Below are 16,827 nucleotides of genomic sequence, written 5' to 3'. Positions count from 1 at the left end.
GCTAACTCATCATGTGCCATGAATAACAATAAGGCTCATCAGAACGTATAAACTTATCTTCGGGTAGATAGAGTAATTCACAAGAGCCATCACTAGGGTGCAAGGGTTCCATGCCAAACTCTGTTGTTAAAACGGGTAATATTTGCGTGCATATCCTTTCTTGTTTCTCATATTTGACATCACATAACGCCCATGCCGCTACGGGCGAATACCATTTTGTTCCCGTCGCATTATTCTCGGTAAACTTAGCCCACCATCCAGCAGCTGCGGGTGAAATACTTTTGATATTTAATTTATCTCTCATTTTGTATCTCTCATATATAGGGAAATCGGTTTTTTCTTGGGATAACGGGATAAGATTAAATTTCTTGTTTTATATCATCACGTTAACTTATCCCAGACACCCTAAAAACTTATCCCATGATTTTGATTTTTGGGATAACTTCGATTCTTGATTAGTGCCAATAACAACTCATTATCATTTTATTTGGGGTAACTTGGGATACATACTGATACAATAAGATATTAATAATTATATCTTTTTTATTACTTATCCCGTTATCCCGTTATCCCGTTATCCCGTTATCCCGTTATCCCGTTATCCCGTTATCCCGTTATCCCACTTATCCCAATATTTTTGACTTATTAAGGGGGTTTCTATTTTGACTGGCTAATCTTCCTCGTTATCAATGAGCACAACAAATCGCTGTTGGCTGCCATTAATGCTGATAGTTTTACCGTCTACCCGACCCGATTCAGGTCTAATTAAAATCCCGGCTTCTTCTAGTGCCTCAGCGCCCAATTTCTTTTGAACCCCAGCGAGTATTTCATCTTCGAATACTGACGGGATAATATGATATTCGTCTTTTCCATCTTCTCGTCTGCCAGAGACAAGGTAGCCCGCAAGGTTTGTGATCCTGCCTGCATGTGTTCGGTCTAGCTCACCATTACGTTTTCCGTAGGTATAAGGCTGGAAGCGATTTAGGCCATAGCGTTGAATAAAGTCACGCGCCCGTTTCACAACCTGATATTTCTCTCGGTTGCCTATCCCGTAGTTCTCCATCCATTCATTGAAGCTGTCACGAACAAAACGGTTACATTCTGCTGTATCCCATCCTGTGATAGATGCTGATAGTTCGGCGGTGGCATCCAGTATAGCGAATCGTGTAGCAACTCGTTTTACTTGTGGCGATGCGTTATCAGGCAAGCTTTCTAACCATTCCTTTTCTTTTTGGGTTACCTTCTGGCTGGCTTCATCTTGTTTTGCCGCGAGAATTTCTATCCATGCCCTACCTGCTGCCCCGCAATGCTGAGTTGACGCACGTTTAATGGCTCTTGAGTGCAAATCGCCATCATCAAGACTGTGGAATTCTACGGTATCGGCAAACGGTACACTGACCAAGCGGACTAATTGACCTGCTTTTGGTGTTACACCATTACGGATCAGATAGGTTTCGAAGTCTTCTTCACCTGTAGACAAGGCGACAATTGCCCATCTTAGAACTGCACGGTTGCCACCGTCTTTATTGCCCTGTATACGTCCTGTGCCGTTAAACAGGCTGTATGCGCTACCTGCAACGTGTTTAACATCGTTACCCTGTCCGATTTCATCAATGGGCATAAAACCGTCATTACGTGATGCAGCCTCGATAGTTAGCCCGTATTTGGTTGCATCCCATGTTAATTTGAGGTCATCTGGTACACCGTAAATGCTGGAGGCTGCTTCAACGGTTGTTGTTTTTCCTGCTGAGGATTGTGCAAATAAGTGAATACCAAAGGAACTACCGCCAGCCAATGAGTTAAGCGGTGCGGCTAATGCTACCAATCCCCCTAAGATCATCGATTGGTTTCCAGTCATTAAACTGGCTACATTTTTACGCCAACTTTCGACCGTTCCTCTCACAACATAGCCCGCTACTGCCGATGTACCACCACAAAACGCAACAGGGCGTGTAGGTGTTCCAATGATGTGACCATCCGGCATGACATAAGCGCCATCATGCCAGCCTGCCGTATGGGTGATAGTCCATTCTTCACGTGTTCCTTTGCGTTGAAGATATAAAGCTAGTGAGTCCAAATGACCGCGTTTAGTCGTGATATTTACCCCACGGGATCGCAAGCGCCCCCATCCTTGAAGTGAACCTATTTCACGGCGAGGAATAGCTTCAAAAATCGTTTTACCGCTACCCTCCTGCTTCATCTGAATAACTAAATGACCTTCTTTACCATCACTACCAATACCCACGGTTTCCATTTCATCAGCAACCCATGTCTCTTGTTCGTCAATCTCGCCTGTGCTGTTGTTTTGCTTGCGCTCAATGTAATACAAGCCGCCATATCGCTTATCAAAAAAAGGCTTTAGATCTTCGTTCTTCTTCCGTTTTCCTTTCTCGATAGGAATCACTACAGCTTTATTCATGCTCTTTGTTTCCTCGACTAAATATAGTTCCTCGTTAAACGCTTGCCTTGCTGCCTCAATACCATGCTGCTGGTGATAATCGTCCCAGTCAGCCTTGTGCTCTGTTGGCGGTAATGTCATCCAGCCGTTAATCGCTTTGGCTGCCTTTTCTGCCGCAATCCTGCCAACGTTCTTCTTCGGCTTGCCGTTGTTGTCCAGTTCGCCTTTCTCATGCCAGTCATTATCAGCCGCCAGAATGATTTTCGCGTCTGGCCACCGTTCCCTGACGTGCCCGGCAACAGCGAATAAATTCCCTTCATCAATCGCAGCCAACACCACGCCATCATGTAACTAGGCTGACCGTTAACGCCGTTGCATAGCCTTCTGTAATGATGAACGTATCTGGTGTTCCGGTTATCGCTGATAAGGGGATAAAACTCCCCTTTTTCTGCGTACCAGAGACGAGGTGCTTTTCACCGTTCGGTTTGATGATTTGAGCACCGGTGATTGTGCCGTCCAGTGACTGAGTGAGCAGCAACAAAGAGCCATCTTTCAGTAACCTCTGATTGGGGCATTGCAGCCCCTTTTTAGTCAGATAGTCGGATTGCCCGGCAGTAGATTGAGCTATCAACTTATTAACTTTCTCGGTGATTGGTTGAGCCTCCGATTTGGGAGCCTCCTTTCTGGCTGGCTTGGGTTCTGGCAAAGGTAACTCCAGTGCATCAGCAACGACTTTAGCCGCCTCAATAATGGTGATCCCCTTGGCTCTTACCAACAAATCCAGTCCATCCCCAAAACTCGGGTTATCACACTGGCGGCAATGCCAGTCACCGTGACCGTGGTCGTCAATAAAGTGAAAGCGGTCAGTACCCCCGCATATCGGGCAAGCACCATGCTTACCCTTTGCAGGAACCTCAACACCACAGGCAGCCAGCAAACCTTGCCAGTGATCCTTCGCCGCTGTTTTCACTGAACGGATATCAATATGATTTACCATTTGGGGAATCCCTCACGGTGATAGATTTCAAACCGAGCATGTTGTGCTGTGTCGTTGAGGGCTTCGGCAATTCGGGGTAAATACATCAGGGCTTCACCGATACGGCGTAAATCCTCCCTTGCCTGACAATCTGCATAGCTTTCATTATCCCCTGCCCAGAATCCCAATTCGCCTATTGAGGACAGTGCAGCCATTACACCACTGAATGCCGCTTCGGAATTCATACGCAAATCTTTGAGTTCCTCAGTGCTCATATCGTTAAAGCTGGTGCGTACCAAGTGGTTATAGATATCAGACATAATCAGGCTCTCCCTGCGTAGGTGTATTCTTTAGTGAAACGGCTTACTGGCATGATGCACGGGGTGTGATAACCATCACGGACAAAGGTCACGCGGTTAAAGGCCACCGACAATACTTGAACGGTTTCCCCGTTCTTGTGGGTGTAATAGTCGTGGGAGGCAGGATTACGCATGGTTCACCTCCTGACGAGAAACGAATATCAGGGAAGAGATGCCAGCCAGTAGACGAGCTTCACCTTCACTGTCTGCCAGTACCGTGATAAGGCGTACAGGGTGAATATCCACCAGACGTTGATTGCCGGATGCAATTAGGAATGTAAATTTAAGGCGAGTTTGGTTATGCTGTGGTGTATCCATAGCGTAAGACTCCTTTACGTTTTTGGTTAGAGGCCCAGTTAGTGTTCGTGCACTACTGGGCTTCGCTGTTTGTATACCTTGAACTCTCAAGGTGTGTTTCACATTGCATTCACAAGAAACACACGTCAAGGCTTTTTTGTATTTCTTTTTTGTGTATAATGAAACACACCTATTGTGAGGAGTTTTATTAATGCCAACACCAAATAAAAATGCAAAGTCACAGTTAACTACTGTCCGTGTACCGCATGATGTAATGGAGGGAATGGAAGCAGTAAAGCAAGGCAATGAAAGCAATGCTGGGTTTATTATTACTGCGATGCGCGGAGAAATAGTTCGCCGCCAAAGTGAGGGCGACTGTAAAGATCCACTACTTTCATCCCTTGATGCCCTTGCCCGTATCGAAGAAATCGGTACAAAAGCCAATGAAGAAATAAGATTACTTATCAGTGTTGCACAAGAAGAACTCCAGCAACGCAAAGCCAAAGCATCATCTGAGCAATAATTAACTAACCCTCTTAAAGATTTGTAGTTTTTAATTGTTTGTAATTCCTCGTAATCCAAATTTGGATTACGTATAACTAATTGATTTAGCCTGTAAAGCAAATGTGTTTTACGCCAAAGGGTAGCATTCGCCGTGCTATCCTTTTCTTTTTGTGCTCCACTCAATGATGACTGCAAATTAACCGCGTCGCTAAATGATACGCGAAGATTATGACCAGACTGCAAATATGCCGTGTGACTATATTTCAATGGGTTAGGTAGCCACCCCGAAATTATCAGGGACCCTCCCAAACTGAGGACTACGGCGACAGGACTCCTTAACCTCAAGGAGTCACCAGACATAATGACCATCACACCACCTCTCGTAGCTCTACACCCTGAGCCGTATAACCCTGAACCCGAACACCCTCAACACGGTGGCGTTTCTTTGTCAGAAGGCGAACGTGATCTGCATAGACGTAGAGCCACTGACCATCCACAGCAATACGCTCGAAGGCTCTCACTGGTCGTTTTGCATACTGGACAAATGGAGTAAACCTATTGATTTTATTTATTTCTTTTGTCCCAACCCCCTTATCATTTCCTGTTTTTCTGTATAACCAAAATCTCTCACGTTTTCCGGTTAGTTTTCTTGTGCGAACGGGAACATAACCCAACCGACGCATAAGCTTGCTGAACTCAGCATCATTACGGATTAACTGGCTTAAATATTCCAACGGCTCACGTCTCCAGCCTTTCGCCTGATAGCACTTTGCCAGTTCATGATGATGCTGTTTATTGAGAATGGTGTACTTATCTGGCTGGTTCGGATTGCGGTATAAAATCCAGTTATCCACGGCCTGTTTCCGTTGCTTCTGGTCAATCAGTAGTGCGAACGTCGCTAAAGGTGCGCCATTTTTACGGGTGTGATATTCAGAACTGATTGAAGTGATGATATTCAGGGCATAGCTATCAATATCTTTTAGCTGGACAAAGCCATAATAGTTACCACTATTCAAATGGTTAACTGAGTACACCTCTGAATGATACTCATGGGATTGCTTATCCTTGCCTGTCAAGCCAGTATCACTTTCTGCATCATGAACCGATACACCAGAATTAAGCCAAACAAGCCCCTGTCCGTTATGGCGTAAACCCAAGTCAGTCAGTGTAGAAATACCTTTGTTAATCGATGACCAGTCACCTGAAATAACTGCTTTGCGGATATTTAAAATATCATTCTGGCTGTTTTCAGCGTGAGCAAGTCCCTGACCAGTTAAGGCCACATTTTTAGATGTCATGTTTATTACTCCGTTATTCGGTAGGGTACGGCGACAAAATTAATTCAGCTTGTGATTCAGGTATGCCCTCATATCCACCAGCTTGAGCGCGTTTATTAATAAGACTGACAATCTTCTGTGCGTCCTGTTGACTGCGAATGCGATAGCGGTAATGGCTGCCAATGCCATCAGGATTCGGTTCATCTATACGCTCTAAGGTAATCTTTAACGTTCTCTCTAATTCAGAAGCGTAGTTACGGAAAGAAGATAAGCGGCAATATTTCAAGCTGTCATTTTCGGTAAACCCATTAACACCTGTGCTTGCAATATAAATAAAGCTGCGCTGTTTCTTTGGTGTCCGTTTGGTTATAATGGTGGGGCAATTTTCAATATCTGAAATATTTAAGCCGCCACCACAAGGGCGGTTTTTTTTCATCTTATGCCACCTCTCGTTGTGCTTTTTTAGATTCAACCCATGCACGGATCTCCGCTGCGTCAAAGACAGAAAAACCCTCCTCAAGCTCAAAGGGTAATGGCAGTTTTCCGACTTTAACCCAACGGTTGAGAGTTGCGTCCGATATGCCTAAAAAGTCGGCTGTGTGGCGTTTGCGAGCATTGCCACTGGTAGGGTATGGGGTATTGCTTTTAGTACGTGGATTGCGTTTGCGCTGGTATTCCATGATTTGCCTAGCTCCGTTCTGTTGGTCACTAGGCATATTTAAGTTCAAATAACTGGATAAAGAAACAGGGATGAAGTATCAAACATATGTTCGATGTATCAAGCACCAATTAAAAGCTACTCATTCTTACATCCCATATCTTTCAAATAGTCACTAATAATATTTCTAAGTGTTAATTCATCTTTTATTTGTGTGTGATGCTTTTGAATCACGTGAGGTTGTTCATTCTCCGGCATTTTTGATCTTGGGATCTCACCGCCTATGCTCCCATAAATTTTATTTATTTGTGTTTTTGTTATATATAGGTCGGCAGGTGTTAAAGTGACTATAGGTTTTACCCTGTCTTCGATAAGCTCCATATTTTCGTATAAGTGAGATGTTAACGGGCAAGCTGTATAAATATCATCTTTACCCGGTAGAAACTCATAGTCAGCCTCGACAAGCAAAAAACCTAAGGCGCTTAACTCTATACATCCATTTGCATTTAGTGTGATAAAAATATCTTGAGCGAAGCTGCTAAAGATAGCCCATAAACCAGATAGATAAACAATAGGGTGTCGTAATTCTCTGTGTTCTTTGTATTCATATTGCGACTCATTTATAGATTCACCTGTATTTTGATCTCTAGTGATGTGAAATTTGGGTGTAAATCGGCTGACGCTGCCCTCTCTTGTCGTAAAGCTTCTCATCATAGATATATGGTAATTTTCCGCGCAAAAATTTTCCCAATCATCTATGTTTTTGTAAGTAAATGGTGTAAATAGCGTTGCCTCATAGTGACATAGCTTTACACATAATTGTATTTTCTCCTCCTCTGCAAAATGGAGTAGGTCATTTATTTTGCAGCCAAGTAACTCTGAGGCTCTTGTTAAACTACAGTATTCCATTTCAGGTAATCCATTCGCCTTCCACACATTATCGTTATTCGCTTGTCTTTTTACACTTTTACTACTCATCACGTCACCTTTTACGCGCCTTAAGGATTACCGTATCAGGTGAGTAAGGCTTCCTCACTTTTCGCCCCGTCGGGCTAGATACGGATAATTCGGTTATTTTGCTTTTCGCGTACCCAGCGGGATCACGTTGTAATCTTCACCTTTCTCCAGTGCTATCAGCAAATCACACCATTGAGTTAATGCGGCTTTACGCTCGTCGAAATAATCATGCCTGTTATAGATACCCTCAACGCCTTTTATACGGTGATTTAGGCAACGTTCAGCCACAAAGGGATCAACACCTAACACGGCTAAGTGAGTTCTGGCAGTTCGTCTAAAGTCGTGAATAGTGAAATTAGGCATATCAACAGGTATTGCCCGTCTTACTTTGGCAAGCGCAACGGATAGGGTAGTTTCCTGAATATGTGGGATCATACGATGTTGCATTTTTCTTGCTGGCAACACGTACTGACTACCACAAGCCATTGGCTTTAATTCCATAAACCACTCTATAACCTGTGGGCACAGTGGAATATCTACCGCATCACCGTTTTTGCTACGCTCTGCTGGAAAGTGCCATACCGCCTTTTTAAAGTTGAATTCTTGCCATCGTGCGCCGCATAGTTCCATTTTCCGCAAACATAGGGCAAGGAGTATTTTAAAGCTGATTTCATTCTGACGGCTGATAGTAGACGTTCTAAACGTCCTCAGCACAATGATTAATTCTTCTCTGGTTAGCCATCTATCGCGTGATACTTCTTTCCCGCCAGCGTCCGCAACCTCGAAAGCTGAACACGGGTTAATCTCTATCATCTGCCGCTTAATGGCATAGTCGAACATGCGCCTTAGCCACCGTAAAACATCGGTCGCCATAGTTGGTGCGCCTCTGTCTACTATGCTCTTGAGCATTTCATCAATATGGCGAGGTTTCACGTCCTCCAGCTTCATATGACCAATGCGAGGATTAATGTCTTTGTCTATTCTTCTGCGGAGTATGTCAGGGTGTTTCCAGCGTGGGAGTATCTGGCGTTCAAAATATTCAGCCGCTAGGTCTGATACCTTGATAGCGTTCTTCTCAGCTTCAATCTTTGCCAGTGCTTCGGCTTTGCGTTCCTGTTTTTCGCCAGCAACGTCATAGCCCAAAGCAACACGGGCTGATAGCTCTCTGGTTAACTCCCTTGCCTTTGATAGTGATAGGTCAATGTATGAGCCTAGGATCATCACTCTGGGTGTTCCTGCGAACTTATACCTAAAACGCCATATAGGGTGTTTAAAGGTTTTTCTATAGCATAGATATAGCCCGTTGCCGTCCGCTCTTCCCTCGAACCTTTCGCCGGATTTTATCCATGCCCTGATCTCTTTATCTGTGATTTTAGGCATTGTGCAATCTCCAATGTAAAAAATAGCCGTGTACCACTAAATGGGTTTTGTGATCGCTGGTGGTACACCCAATTGGTACACGCTAATCATGCGCTACTGTGATTCGCTATGCAATGCTCTGATAGTTAAAAAGCCAGCTATAACAAAGTATATACTGGCTTTATGATTTGTTCTGATATGCTATGAAACGTCACTCAATATTTTGAATCTGCTCCCGCATCTGTTCAATCAGCACCTTCAATTCAATAGCGGAATTGGTGATATCGGCATTAATAGATTTAGATGCCAGAGTATTAGACTCGCGGTTAAATTCCTGCATCATAAAATCCAGACGACGGCCGACGGCCTCTTTTTTCTTCAGAATATTGTGGGTTTCTTTAACATGGGCGTCGAGGCGATCTAATTCTTCCGCCACATCAAGGCGTTGAGCCAACAAAACTAATTCTTGCTCAAGACGGTTATTTTCGAGCTGTACCTGAGCTTCTTCCAGTTTAGTTTGCAGGCGTTCCCGCTGCCATTGCATGATTTCAGGCATTTGCTGGCGAACTTTACTGACTTCTTCGGTGACAGCGTCCAGACGCTGTTCAATCATGGTCTTAAGTGCAGTACCTTCGGTTTCACGGCTTTGAATAAAAGCATCCAGTGTTTTCTCCAGTTCTTCCAGCAGTTGGGTACTGATAGCATCCAAATCCTGCTCTTCCGCGGCCATGACACCTGGCCAGCGGAGGATATCGACAGGATTGATTTTGCCTTCATTACTCTGTTGTTTAACCCAATTCGCCGCATTTACCAGCTGTTTCGCTAAAGTTTCATTTAGAATGAGTTCGCCTTGAGTGCGTGAATCCAGCTCGAAACGCAGGTTGCACTCAACTTTTCCGCGAGTCAGACGGGAACGAATGCGTTCACGGATCACTGGTTCCAAGCTTCTGAATTGTTCTGGCAGGCGGATATAAGTCTCTAAATAACGCTGATTAACGGAGCGCAATTCCCAAGCTGCATTGCCCCATTCACTTTTGATATCTCGCCGTGCAAAAGCAGTCATACTACGAATCATGATTCGTTCCCATTTAAATAAAAGATTAAGGGATTATAACGCTCGTTGTAGATGCAGGATAGGCATTAGCCCTGTTAGGCCGTATAATGCGCCCCCAATAATGATTTAACAACGGAGATAACACTATGCGCCCAGCAGGAAGAGCGGCAGAGCAAGTGCGCCCTATCACTATAACCCGTAATTACACTAAGCATGCGGAAGGTTCGGTTCTGGTGGAGTTTGGGGATACCAAAGTGTTATGTAATGCATCCGTTGAAGAAGGGGTTCCCCGTTTCCTGAAAGGCCAGGGACAAGGTTGGGTTACGGCTGAATATGGCATGTTGCCGCGCTCTACTCATACCCGAAATGCCCGTGAAGCAGCCAGAGGAAAACAGGGGGGGCGTACTATGGAAATCCAGCGTTTAATCGCCCGTTCGCTGCGTGCCGCTGTTGATCTGAAAAAACTGGGTGAATACACCATTACCCTGGATTGTGATGTGATTCAGGCTGATGGCGGTACCCGTACAGCTGCTATAACGGGCGCTTGTGTAGCGCTGGTTGATGCGCTGAATAAAATAATTGCAGCGGGTAAGCTAAAAGAAAGTCCTCTGAAATCAATGGTTGCTGCGGTCTCTGTCGGTATTGTGGGTGGTGAAGGCCGTTGCGATCTGGAATATGTTGAAGATTCAGCAGCAGAAACTGATATGAACGTCGTGATGATGGAAGATGGCCGGATGATTGAAGTGCAAGGCACCGCGGAAGGCGAGCCGTTTAGTCATGATGAGTTGTTGTCCTTGTTGTCCCTTGCCAAGGGGGGATTAGAGGACATTTTTGAAGCGCAGAGAAATGCGTTGAAACAATAAGTTGATCAGGCGACGTAATAGTCGCCTTTTTTGTGTCTGTCGTGTAGCGGATAACCAAACTAAATAAGAGGAAAAGCACCAATGAAAGCCTATCAGCGCGAATTTATTGAGCTTGCGCTAAAAAAACAGGTACTGAAGTTTGGGGAATTTACCCTGAAATCAGGACGTAAAAGCCCGTATTTTTTTAATGCCGGGCTGTTTAATACCGGGCGTGATTTGGCGTTAATCGGGCGTTTTTATGCGGCAGCATTGTTGGATAGCGGTACTCAGTGTGATTTGTTGTTCGGACCAGCTTATAAGGGGATTCCAATCGCAACAACAACGGCGGTTGCATTGGCAGATCATCATGATATTGATATGCCATATTGTTTTAATCGCAAGGAAGCTAAAAATCATGGTGAAGGTGGCACTTTGGTCGGTAGTCCACTTAAAGGAAATGTTGTTCTGGTTGATGATGTTATTACCGCAGGCACAGCTATCCGTGAATCCATGGAAATTATCAAGCAGCATAATGCGACTCTTGCCGGTGTGATGATTTGTCTTGATCGCCAGGAACGAGGGAAGGGTGAAATCTCAGCAATTCAGGAAATTGAGAGAGATTATGGTTGCAATGTGTTTTCCATTATTACCCTGAATGATTTGATTAGTTATTTAGATAGCCAGCCAGAGATGAAAGATCACCTGGATGCAGTGAAGGCATATCGTGAGCAGTACGGTATCTAATAGATAAGCTTTAAAAAAAGCCCTCGCCCAATAACGGGCGGGGTGAGTAGTAGAATAGCTTATTGTAACTGAGCTAATAACAATGGCCAGCGTGCTTCAAATTCCTGTGTTGGACGATAGTGGAATTCTGAGCGAACAAAGCGTGATAGCATTCCTTCACAAAACGCCAGTAATTGAGAAGCTAATAACGACTCATCATAACTGAAACCTTGCCCATCACGTAATTTTTTCTCTTTCAAAACTTGACGGATCTGTACTTCAATTCGTTCAAATAATTGATTTATGCGCCCTTGCAGCCGATTTTGCTCAAACATCAGAGCATGGCCTGTCATGATACGGGTCAGACCTGGATTTTTTTCTGAGAAGCACAGAATTAGAACCAATATCAGGCGGATACGAGTAATGGTGTCTTTTTCGTCTTGCAGAATCAGGTTAATTCGTGAAATTAATGTGTCTTCAATAAACTCAATCAAGCTGTCAAACATCCGGGTTTTACTGGGAAAATGCCGGTACAGTGCAGCTTCGGAAACGCCTACGTTGGCGGCCAGTTTAGCGGTAGTTATCCGCTGGCTGCCATCACTGGATTGCAACATATGCGCAAGGGCCTGCAAAATCTCCTCGCGCCTGTTTCTTTTCTTCGTATTTTCGTTTTCTGCCATGTCTGACAAGACCTCTGCTAAGAACAGTAAAATAAACAAATCAGCAATTCTTTGCCCAAGGGTATTTTGAGCAAAGAATATGATAATTGGTTAATGATATTAGGTTTTACAGAGATTTATTGGCGACCGGAATGACCAAAACCACCGTTGCCTCTTTCGCTGGTTTCAAAATCTTCCACCAGATTGAATTCAGCCTGAACGACGGGTACAAAAACCATCTGAGCGATACGTTCGCCTGGCTCGATAGTGAAAGTTTTATCACCACGGTTCCAGACCGAAACCATCAGCTGACCTTGGTAATCAGAATCAATCAAACCAACCAGATTACCCAGAACGACGCCATGTTTATGTCCAAGGCCTGAACGGGGCAGAATAACCGCTGCCAGTTGCTCATCGCCAATATGAATAGCAAGCCCGGTCGGAAGAAGTTCAGTTTGTCCTGGAGCCAGTTCGACCGCGTTATCGAGGCAAGCCCGCAAATCTAAACCTGCGGAGCCGGGAGTCGCGTAAGTTGGCAGAGGAAATTCCTGCCCGATACGTGGATCAAGGATTTTAACGTCGATTTTTTTCATCATAGCGTCTGACTATCTCATCTAATAAATGGTGGCTGAGTAATAACTTATTACTATGAGGTAAGCGGATATCCCCCTCATGCCAGAACAAATGTAGTGCATTAGTATCACTGTTAAAGCCGTGACCAGTAAGGGATACATCATTCGCACAAATCAGATCCAAATGTTTTTGGTCCAGTTTTTTACGTGCATATTCTTCCACATTCTGGGTTTCAGCCGCAAATCCAACAACAAAAGGGCGATTTTCTTGCATTGTGGCTACATTGGCAACAATGTCCGGGTTTTTAATCAGAGTAAAAGTAATTTCTTCACCCTGTTTTTTAATTTTTTCTGGGGCAATTTGTTTAGCGCGGTAATCTGCAACCGCAGCACAACCAATAAAAATGTCCTGTGAACCAGCTACTGCCTGTACTTGTTCATTCATTTCCAAGGCGCTGGTTACGTCGATTCGTTTGATACCCGGTGGGGTCGGTAAATTAACGGGGCCTGTGATAAGGGTAACTTCTGCGCCACGTGCCGCTGCGGCTTGGGCGATGGCAAACCCCATTTTGCCGGAGCTGTGATTGCTGATAAAACGGATAGGATCCAGTGCTTCACGGGTTGGTCCGGCGGTAATAGCAAGTTTTAGGTGAGCTAAGTCGTGGCTTGTTTGAAAATGTTGTTCTACCAGTTCAACAATTGCTATTGGATTCAACATTCTACCGGGGCCAACGTCACCACAAGCCTGATTGCCACTGTCCGGACCCCACAGGAAAACCCCTCGCTCTTCAAGAACCTTAAGATTATGTTGTGTTGCTTGAGCACAAAACATTTGTTGATTCATTGCAGGTAACACGGCAATGGGTGCCGGGGAAGCCAGACAGACAGTTGTCACCAGATCATTTGCCATACCAACTACCAGACGAGCCAGTAAATCAGCCGTAGCTGGGGCGAGAATAATGAGATCAGCCCATTTGCCAAGTTCTATATGCCCCATAGCAGCTTCCGCTGCCAGATCTAACAGGTCGTCGGAGACGGGGTAACCGGAAACTGCCTGCAACGTCAGTGGCGTAATAAACGCTTCTGCTGCCGGTGTCATCACTACACGTACCTGTGCGCCGCGATCACGCAGGCGGCGTACCAGTTCGGGTGTTTTGTAAGCGGCGATCCCTCCGCTAATACCGAGTACAATCTGTTTGCCGGAAAGTCCTGCCATCGTGGTTGTCCGAATATTAAGTTGCAAGGGTTCTGGATTTTATCACAAGAGATTACAGAGTTGAGGATAGTCTGAACTTTGATAGTGAAAAAGGGTAAGTTTGCGAGCGGCTACGCAGCTTATGAATATGATGTTCGTCCTTATTGTTAAGGCATGGAATACTGTTTGTATCAGATGAAACAGGGGCAGGGAGATGAATATATGGAAGTTGGCATTGCTGAAAATACAGAAGAAATATATTCAAATTTAGCGCCCAGAGAAAAATTACTGGCATATGGTTCAGTTTCTCTAACGGATGCGGAGCTACTGGCTATTTTTCTGCGTACCGGGACCAGAGGGCTTCCGGTTTTACGGATGGCTGAATTTTTGCTGAAAGAATTTGGGTCTCTGTACCATTTACTCTCTGCTGATTATGACACTTTTTGTTCTCATAAAGGGATGGGATTAGCCAAATATGCACAATTGCAAGCTATTGCAGAATTGGCAAAGCGTTTTTTCTCCAGTCAGTTCGTTCATGAAGATATTATGAGCAGCCCAAGTGTGACTCAAGAGTATTTGCAAAACTTGTTATCAGGGCGTGACAGGGAAGTATTTGTTGTGTTGTTTCTCAATAATCAAAATAAGGTCATCTGTCATGAGGAGATGTTTAAAGGCACAATCAATAAAGTTGAAGTTCATCCTCGTGAAATTGTCAGATCGGCGATAAAGGTAAATGCTTCATCTATTATTTTGGCGCATAATCACCCATCAGGTCATGCGGAGCCTAGCCTGGCGGATAAAATTGTTACAGACAAAGTCATTGATGCCTGCAATTTGGTTGGTGTACAAGTGTTGGATCATCTGGTTATTGGTCGGCAATGTTGTGTCTCATTTGCTGAACGAGGCTGGATTTAGCCAACTTTTTCAAGCTCCTTGGGGATCTTTAGTTGTGCGGGACTTGAGCGTCAGCGATTGAGGGCGTATACTACGCCACCTTTGAGGATCTTTGGTTTGGCGAGAAGAGCCTATCTCAGCACATTTTCTGAGTAAATGTGAGTCTTTTCAGTAGAATTTGCTGAGATGGGCTCCTAAGCCTGACGAGGCGGCCATACCAAATACAAAGCTCGAGCTGATTTGATTTTTGGAGAATAGACATGTCCCGAGTCTGCCAAGTTACTGGCAAACGCCCGATGAGTGGTAATAACCGCTCTCACGCATTGAATGCGACTAAGCGTCGTTTTCTGCCTAACCTGCATTCCCACCGTTTCTGGGTTGAGTCCGAGAAGCGCTTTGTAACTCTGCGTGTATCTGCTAAAGGTATGCGTGTGATTGATAAGAAGGGTATCGATGCAGTTTTGGCTGAACTTCGTACCCGTGGTGAGAAGTACTAAGGAGCTGAAAAATGGCTAAAGGTATTCGCGATAAAATCAAGCTGGTTTCTTCAGCTGGTACTGGTCACTTCTATACCACTACGAAGAACAAGCGCACTATGCCTGAGAAACTGGAAATGAAAAAGTTTGATCCGGTTGTTCGTCAGCATGTAATGTACAAAGAAGCTAAGATTAAATAACTTTGGCTGATTTGATAAAAAACCCGGCTTAGGCCGGGTTTTTTGTTGTCTATAGATTTTATAGTCGATAGTCACTCATTCTTCTCAACGTTTCATATATATCCGGTTATTCATAGACGTAAGATGCTGTTTCGCTATACTAACGTCTTCCGGCAGGCTGGATATGGAGCCGAAATGGCTAAAGAAAAACTAAATATTTTACATACAGAATCTTCTTGTGGTTGGGGAGGTCAGGAAATTCGTATTCTGACGGAATCCCAGGGAATGATAAAACGTGGGCACAAGGTGGTTATTGTTTGCTGTCCAAATTCTAACATCTACCGTGAAGCAGAATCTTATGGTGTGCCGGTTGTAGCCTTGCCTATTGAGAAAAAACGGCGGTCCAGCTTTCTTGCTATGCGTAACTGGTTGAAAAAAGAAGGCCGTCAGTTTGACATTATTAATACACACAGCTCGACAGATTCATGGTTGGTTGCTTTGGCTTGTGCAACGTTGAGGTATATGCCGCCGATAATCAGAACCCGGCATGTCTCAACCCAGGTTTCTAATTCAATGACAACCCGTTGGTTGTATCTGAAAGCGTGCCGGCATATTGCGACTACAGGTGAAAAACTACGTCAGCATTTGCATGCCAATAATCGTTATCCATTACAACATATGACATCAGTACCCACCGGTGTCAACTTGGATCGTTTCCGGCCGGAAGATAAGAAGGTTTGCCGTCAGCGGATTGGTATTAAGGATAAACCGACATTAGGTGTCGTTGCGACGATGAGAACTTGGAAAGGGCATCGTTATCTGTTAGAAAGTTGGAAAGTTCTGCACCAGAAATATCCTGACTGGCAGCTTTTGTTTGTTGGTGATGGTCCACAACGTAAGTCACTGGAACCGTTGGTGAGGCGAGAAGGTTTGTCGGATAGTGTCATTTTTTTAGGTAACCGTCAGGATGTTCCTGATTGCCTGAATGCGATGGATTTATTTGCATTACCTTCTTTTGGTAATGAAGGCGTGCCACAAGGGATTATGCAGGCAATGGCGTGTGGGATACCTGTTGTATCAACCTCAGTTGGCGCGATTACCGAAGCGGTAGTTGATGGTGAAACGGGTTATATCGTGGAACCCAGAAACGTAGAGCTATTGACAGAAAGTTTAGAGTTGTTGATTCATAATAATGAACTGCGCTTGCAATTCAGCCATTCTTCATTAGAGCGGGCAATTGCTTTATTTGGAATGGATAATATGCTGGATAAAATGGAAAAGATCTTCTTTCATAGCATTAAAGGTAAAAATCATTAACATTCTTTAAGATTATTCTCGGTGCTATCCTTTGATTTGTGGTTCTGGACGAAAAGTAATTTGTTGATATTAAATGGCTATAAAGTTGATTGTAGTTTAATTATCCTGCCCCGAACGATAGCATACAAAAA

The 16,827-nt window shown here is 44.4% G+C and carries 20 protein-coding genes and 1 pseudogene; 7 read left to right on the top strand and 14 right to left on the bottom strand.

Annotated features, from left to right (window positions below):
* Window position 1: 1 nt before the first annotated feature.
* From LGZ99_RS06005 to LGZ99_RS05985, 5 genes and pseudogenes are all read right to left on the bottom strand, one after another.
* Complete coding sequence (locus LGZ99_RS06005) at window positions 2-304, bottom strand: hypothetical protein (RefSeq protein WP_036838911.1); 303 nt, start codon at window positions 302-304, stop codon at window positions 2-4.
* Between the two features lie 366 nt (window positions 305-670).
* Window positions 671-3,395, bottom strand: a pseudogene (locus LGZ99_RS06000) (DUF927 domain-containing protein).
* Entirely contained in the window at window positions 3,389-3,694 is a 306-nt protein-coding gene (locus LGZ99_RS05995; RefSeq protein ID WP_036838830.1) for a hypothetical protein, read from the bottom strand. The pseudogene LGZ99_RS06000 and the gene LGZ99_RS05995 overlap by 7 nt, the downstream one beginning before the upstream one ends.
* Before the next feature lie 2 nt (window positions 3,695-3,696).
* On the bottom strand, window positions 3,697-3,867 hold the full coding sequence (locus tag LGZ99_RS05990; protein ID WP_072008851.1) for a DUF4222 domain-containing protein: 171 nt from the start codon (window positions 3,865-3,867) through the stop codon (window positions 3,697-3,699).
* Window positions 3,860-4,051 (bottom strand): hypothetical protein, encoded by a 192-nt coding sequence (locus LGZ99_RS05985; RefSeq protein ID WP_036838832.1) that lies wholly within the window; start codon window positions 4,049-4,051, stop codon window positions 3,860-3,862. The genes LGZ99_RS05990 and LGZ99_RS05985 overlap by 8 nt, the downstream gene beginning before the upstream one ends.
* A 190-nt stretch (window positions 4,052-4,241) precedes the next feature.
* Between LGZ99_RS05985 and LGZ99_RS05980 the strand changes: the two genes are divergently transcribed.
* Window positions 4,242-4,553, top strand: coding sequence for a YlcI/YnfO family protein (locus LGZ99_RS05980; RefSeq protein WP_036838834.1), 312 nt, complete (start codon window positions 4,242-4,244; stop codon window positions 4,551-4,553).
* A gap of 349 nt (window positions 4,554-4,902) precedes the next feature.
* Here LGZ99_RS05980 and LGZ99_RS05975 read toward each other — a convergent pair whose 3' ends face one another.
* The 6 genes from LGZ99_RS05975 to LGZ99_RS05950 form a co-directional block, all read right to left on the bottom strand.
* Entirely contained in the window at window positions 4,903-5,832 is a 930-nt protein-coding gene (locus tag LGZ99_RS05975; protein WP_036838837.1) for a hypothetical protein, read from the bottom strand.
* Window positions 5,833-5,845: 13 nt separating this feature from the next.
* A complete protein-coding gene (locus LGZ99_RS05970; RefSeq protein WP_036838839.1) occupies window positions 5,846-6,247 on the bottom strand; it encodes a PM1773 family protein in 402 nt (133 codons plus the stop codon).
* A 1-nt stretch (window position 6,248) separates the two neighbouring features.
* A complete protein-coding gene (locus LGZ99_RS05965; RefSeq protein ID WP_036838842.1) occupies window positions 6,249-6,491 on the bottom strand; it encodes a helix-turn-helix transcriptional regulator in 243 nt (80 codons plus the stop codon).
* A gap of 116 nt (window positions 6,492-6,607) precedes the next feature.
* Complete coding sequence (locus tag LGZ99_RS05960) at window positions 6,608-7,447, bottom strand: hypothetical protein (RefSeq protein WP_036838844.1); 840 nt, start codon at window positions 7,445-7,447, stop codon at window positions 6,608-6,610.
* A 93-nt stretch (window positions 7,448-7,540) separates the two neighbouring features.
* Window positions 7,541-8,806: a tyrosine-type recombinase/integrase gene (locus tag LGZ99_RS05955; protein ID WP_036838847.1), complete on the bottom strand. Its 1,266-nt coding sequence runs from the start codon at window positions 8,804-8,806 to the stop codon at window positions 7,541-7,543.
* Between the two features lie 190 nt (window positions 8,807-8,996).
* Window positions 8,997-9,860: a YicC/YloC family endoribonuclease gene (locus LGZ99_RS05950; protein WP_021324117.1), complete on the bottom strand. Its 864-nt coding sequence runs from the start codon at window positions 9,858-9,860 to the stop codon at window positions 8,997-8,999.
* 125 nt (window positions 9,861-9,985) lie between these two features.
* Between LGZ99_RS05950 and rph the strand changes: the two genes are divergently transcribed.
* On the top strand, window positions 9,986-10,702 hold the full coding sequence (rph, locus tag LGZ99_RS05945; protein ID WP_262978948.1) for a ribonuclease PH: 717 nt from the start codon (window positions 9,986-9,988) through the stop codon (window positions 10,700-10,702).
* Window positions 10,703-10,783: 81 nt separating this feature from the next.
* Window positions 10,784-11,425 carry an orotate phosphoribosyltransferase gene (pyrE, locus tag LGZ99_RS05940; protein WP_262978947.1) on the top strand — a complete coding sequence of 214 codons (642 nt, stop codon included), beginning with the start codon at window positions 10,784-10,786 and terminating at the stop codon, window positions 11,423-11,425.
* Between the two features lie 59 nt (window positions 11,426-11,484).
* On the opposite strand, the gene slmA is transcribed toward pyrE, so the two are convergent.
* The 3 genes from slmA to coaBC all read right to left on the bottom strand — a co-directional run bounded on the left by slmA (window position 11,485) and on the right by coaBC (window position 13,851).
* Window positions 11,485-12,084: a nucleoid occlusion factor SlmA gene (slmA, locus tag LGZ99_RS05935; protein WP_021324114.1), complete on the bottom strand. Its 600-nt coding sequence runs from the start codon at window positions 12,082-12,084 to the stop codon at window positions 11,485-11,487.
* A gap of 116 nt (window positions 12,085-12,200) precedes the next feature.
* Window positions 12,201-12,659 (bottom strand): dUTP diphosphatase, encoded by a 459-nt coding sequence (gene dut, locus LGZ99_RS05930; protein ID WP_036838854.1) that lies wholly within the window; start codon window positions 12,657-12,659, stop codon window positions 12,201-12,203.
* Window positions 12,637-13,851: a bifunctional phosphopantothenoylcysteine decarboxylase/phosphopantothenate--cysteine ligase CoaBC gene (gene coaBC / locus LGZ99_RS05925; RefSeq protein ID WP_262978946.1), complete on the bottom strand. Its 1,215-nt coding sequence runs from the start codon at window positions 13,849-13,851 to the stop codon at window positions 12,637-12,639. Before coaBC ends, dut begins: the two co-directional genes overlap by 23 nt.
* Window positions 13,852-14,052: 201 nt before the next feature.
* On the opposite strand from coaBC, the gene radC reads away from it, so the two are divergent.
* From radC to LGZ99_RS05905, 4 genes are all read left to right on the top strand, one after another.
* On the top strand, window positions 14,053-14,745 hold the full coding sequence (gene radC / locus LGZ99_RS05920; RefSeq protein ID WP_031280586.1) for a RadC family protein: 693 nt from the start codon (window positions 14,053-14,055) through the stop codon (window positions 14,743-14,745).
* A gap of 239 nt (window positions 14,746-14,984) precedes the next feature.
* Window positions 14,985-15,221 (top strand): 50S ribosomal protein L28, encoded by a 237-nt coding sequence (rpmB, locus tag LGZ99_RS05915; protein WP_004265123.1) that lies wholly within the window; start codon window positions 14,985-14,987, stop codon window positions 15,219-15,221.
* Window positions 15,222-15,232: 11 nt separating this feature from the next.
* The gene (rpmG, locus tag LGZ99_RS05910; RefSeq protein ID WP_010847629.1) at window positions 15,233-15,400 is read left to right on the top strand and encodes a 50S ribosomal protein L33; all 168 of its coding nucleotides are present in this window, start codon (window positions 15,233-15,235) and stop codon (window positions 15,398-15,400) included.
* Window positions 15,401-15,574: 174 nt separating this feature from the next.
* Window positions 15,575-16,696 carry a glycosyltransferase family 4 protein gene (locus tag LGZ99_RS05905; RefSeq protein WP_036838859.1) on the top strand — a complete coding sequence of 374 codons (1,122 nt, stop codon included), beginning with the start codon at window positions 15,575-15,577 and terminating at the stop codon, window positions 16,694-16,696.
* Window positions 16,697-16,827: the final 131 nt, after the last annotated feature.

The sequence above is a fragment of the Photorhabdus temperata genome, assembly GCF_025384845.1.
In the GTDB taxonomy this organism is placed as follows: domain Bacteria; phylum Pseudomonadota; class Gammaproteobacteria; order Enterobacterales; family Enterobacteriaceae; genus Photorhabdus; species Photorhabdus temperata.
This window is presented reverse-complemented; position numbering and strand designations above follow the sequence as displayed.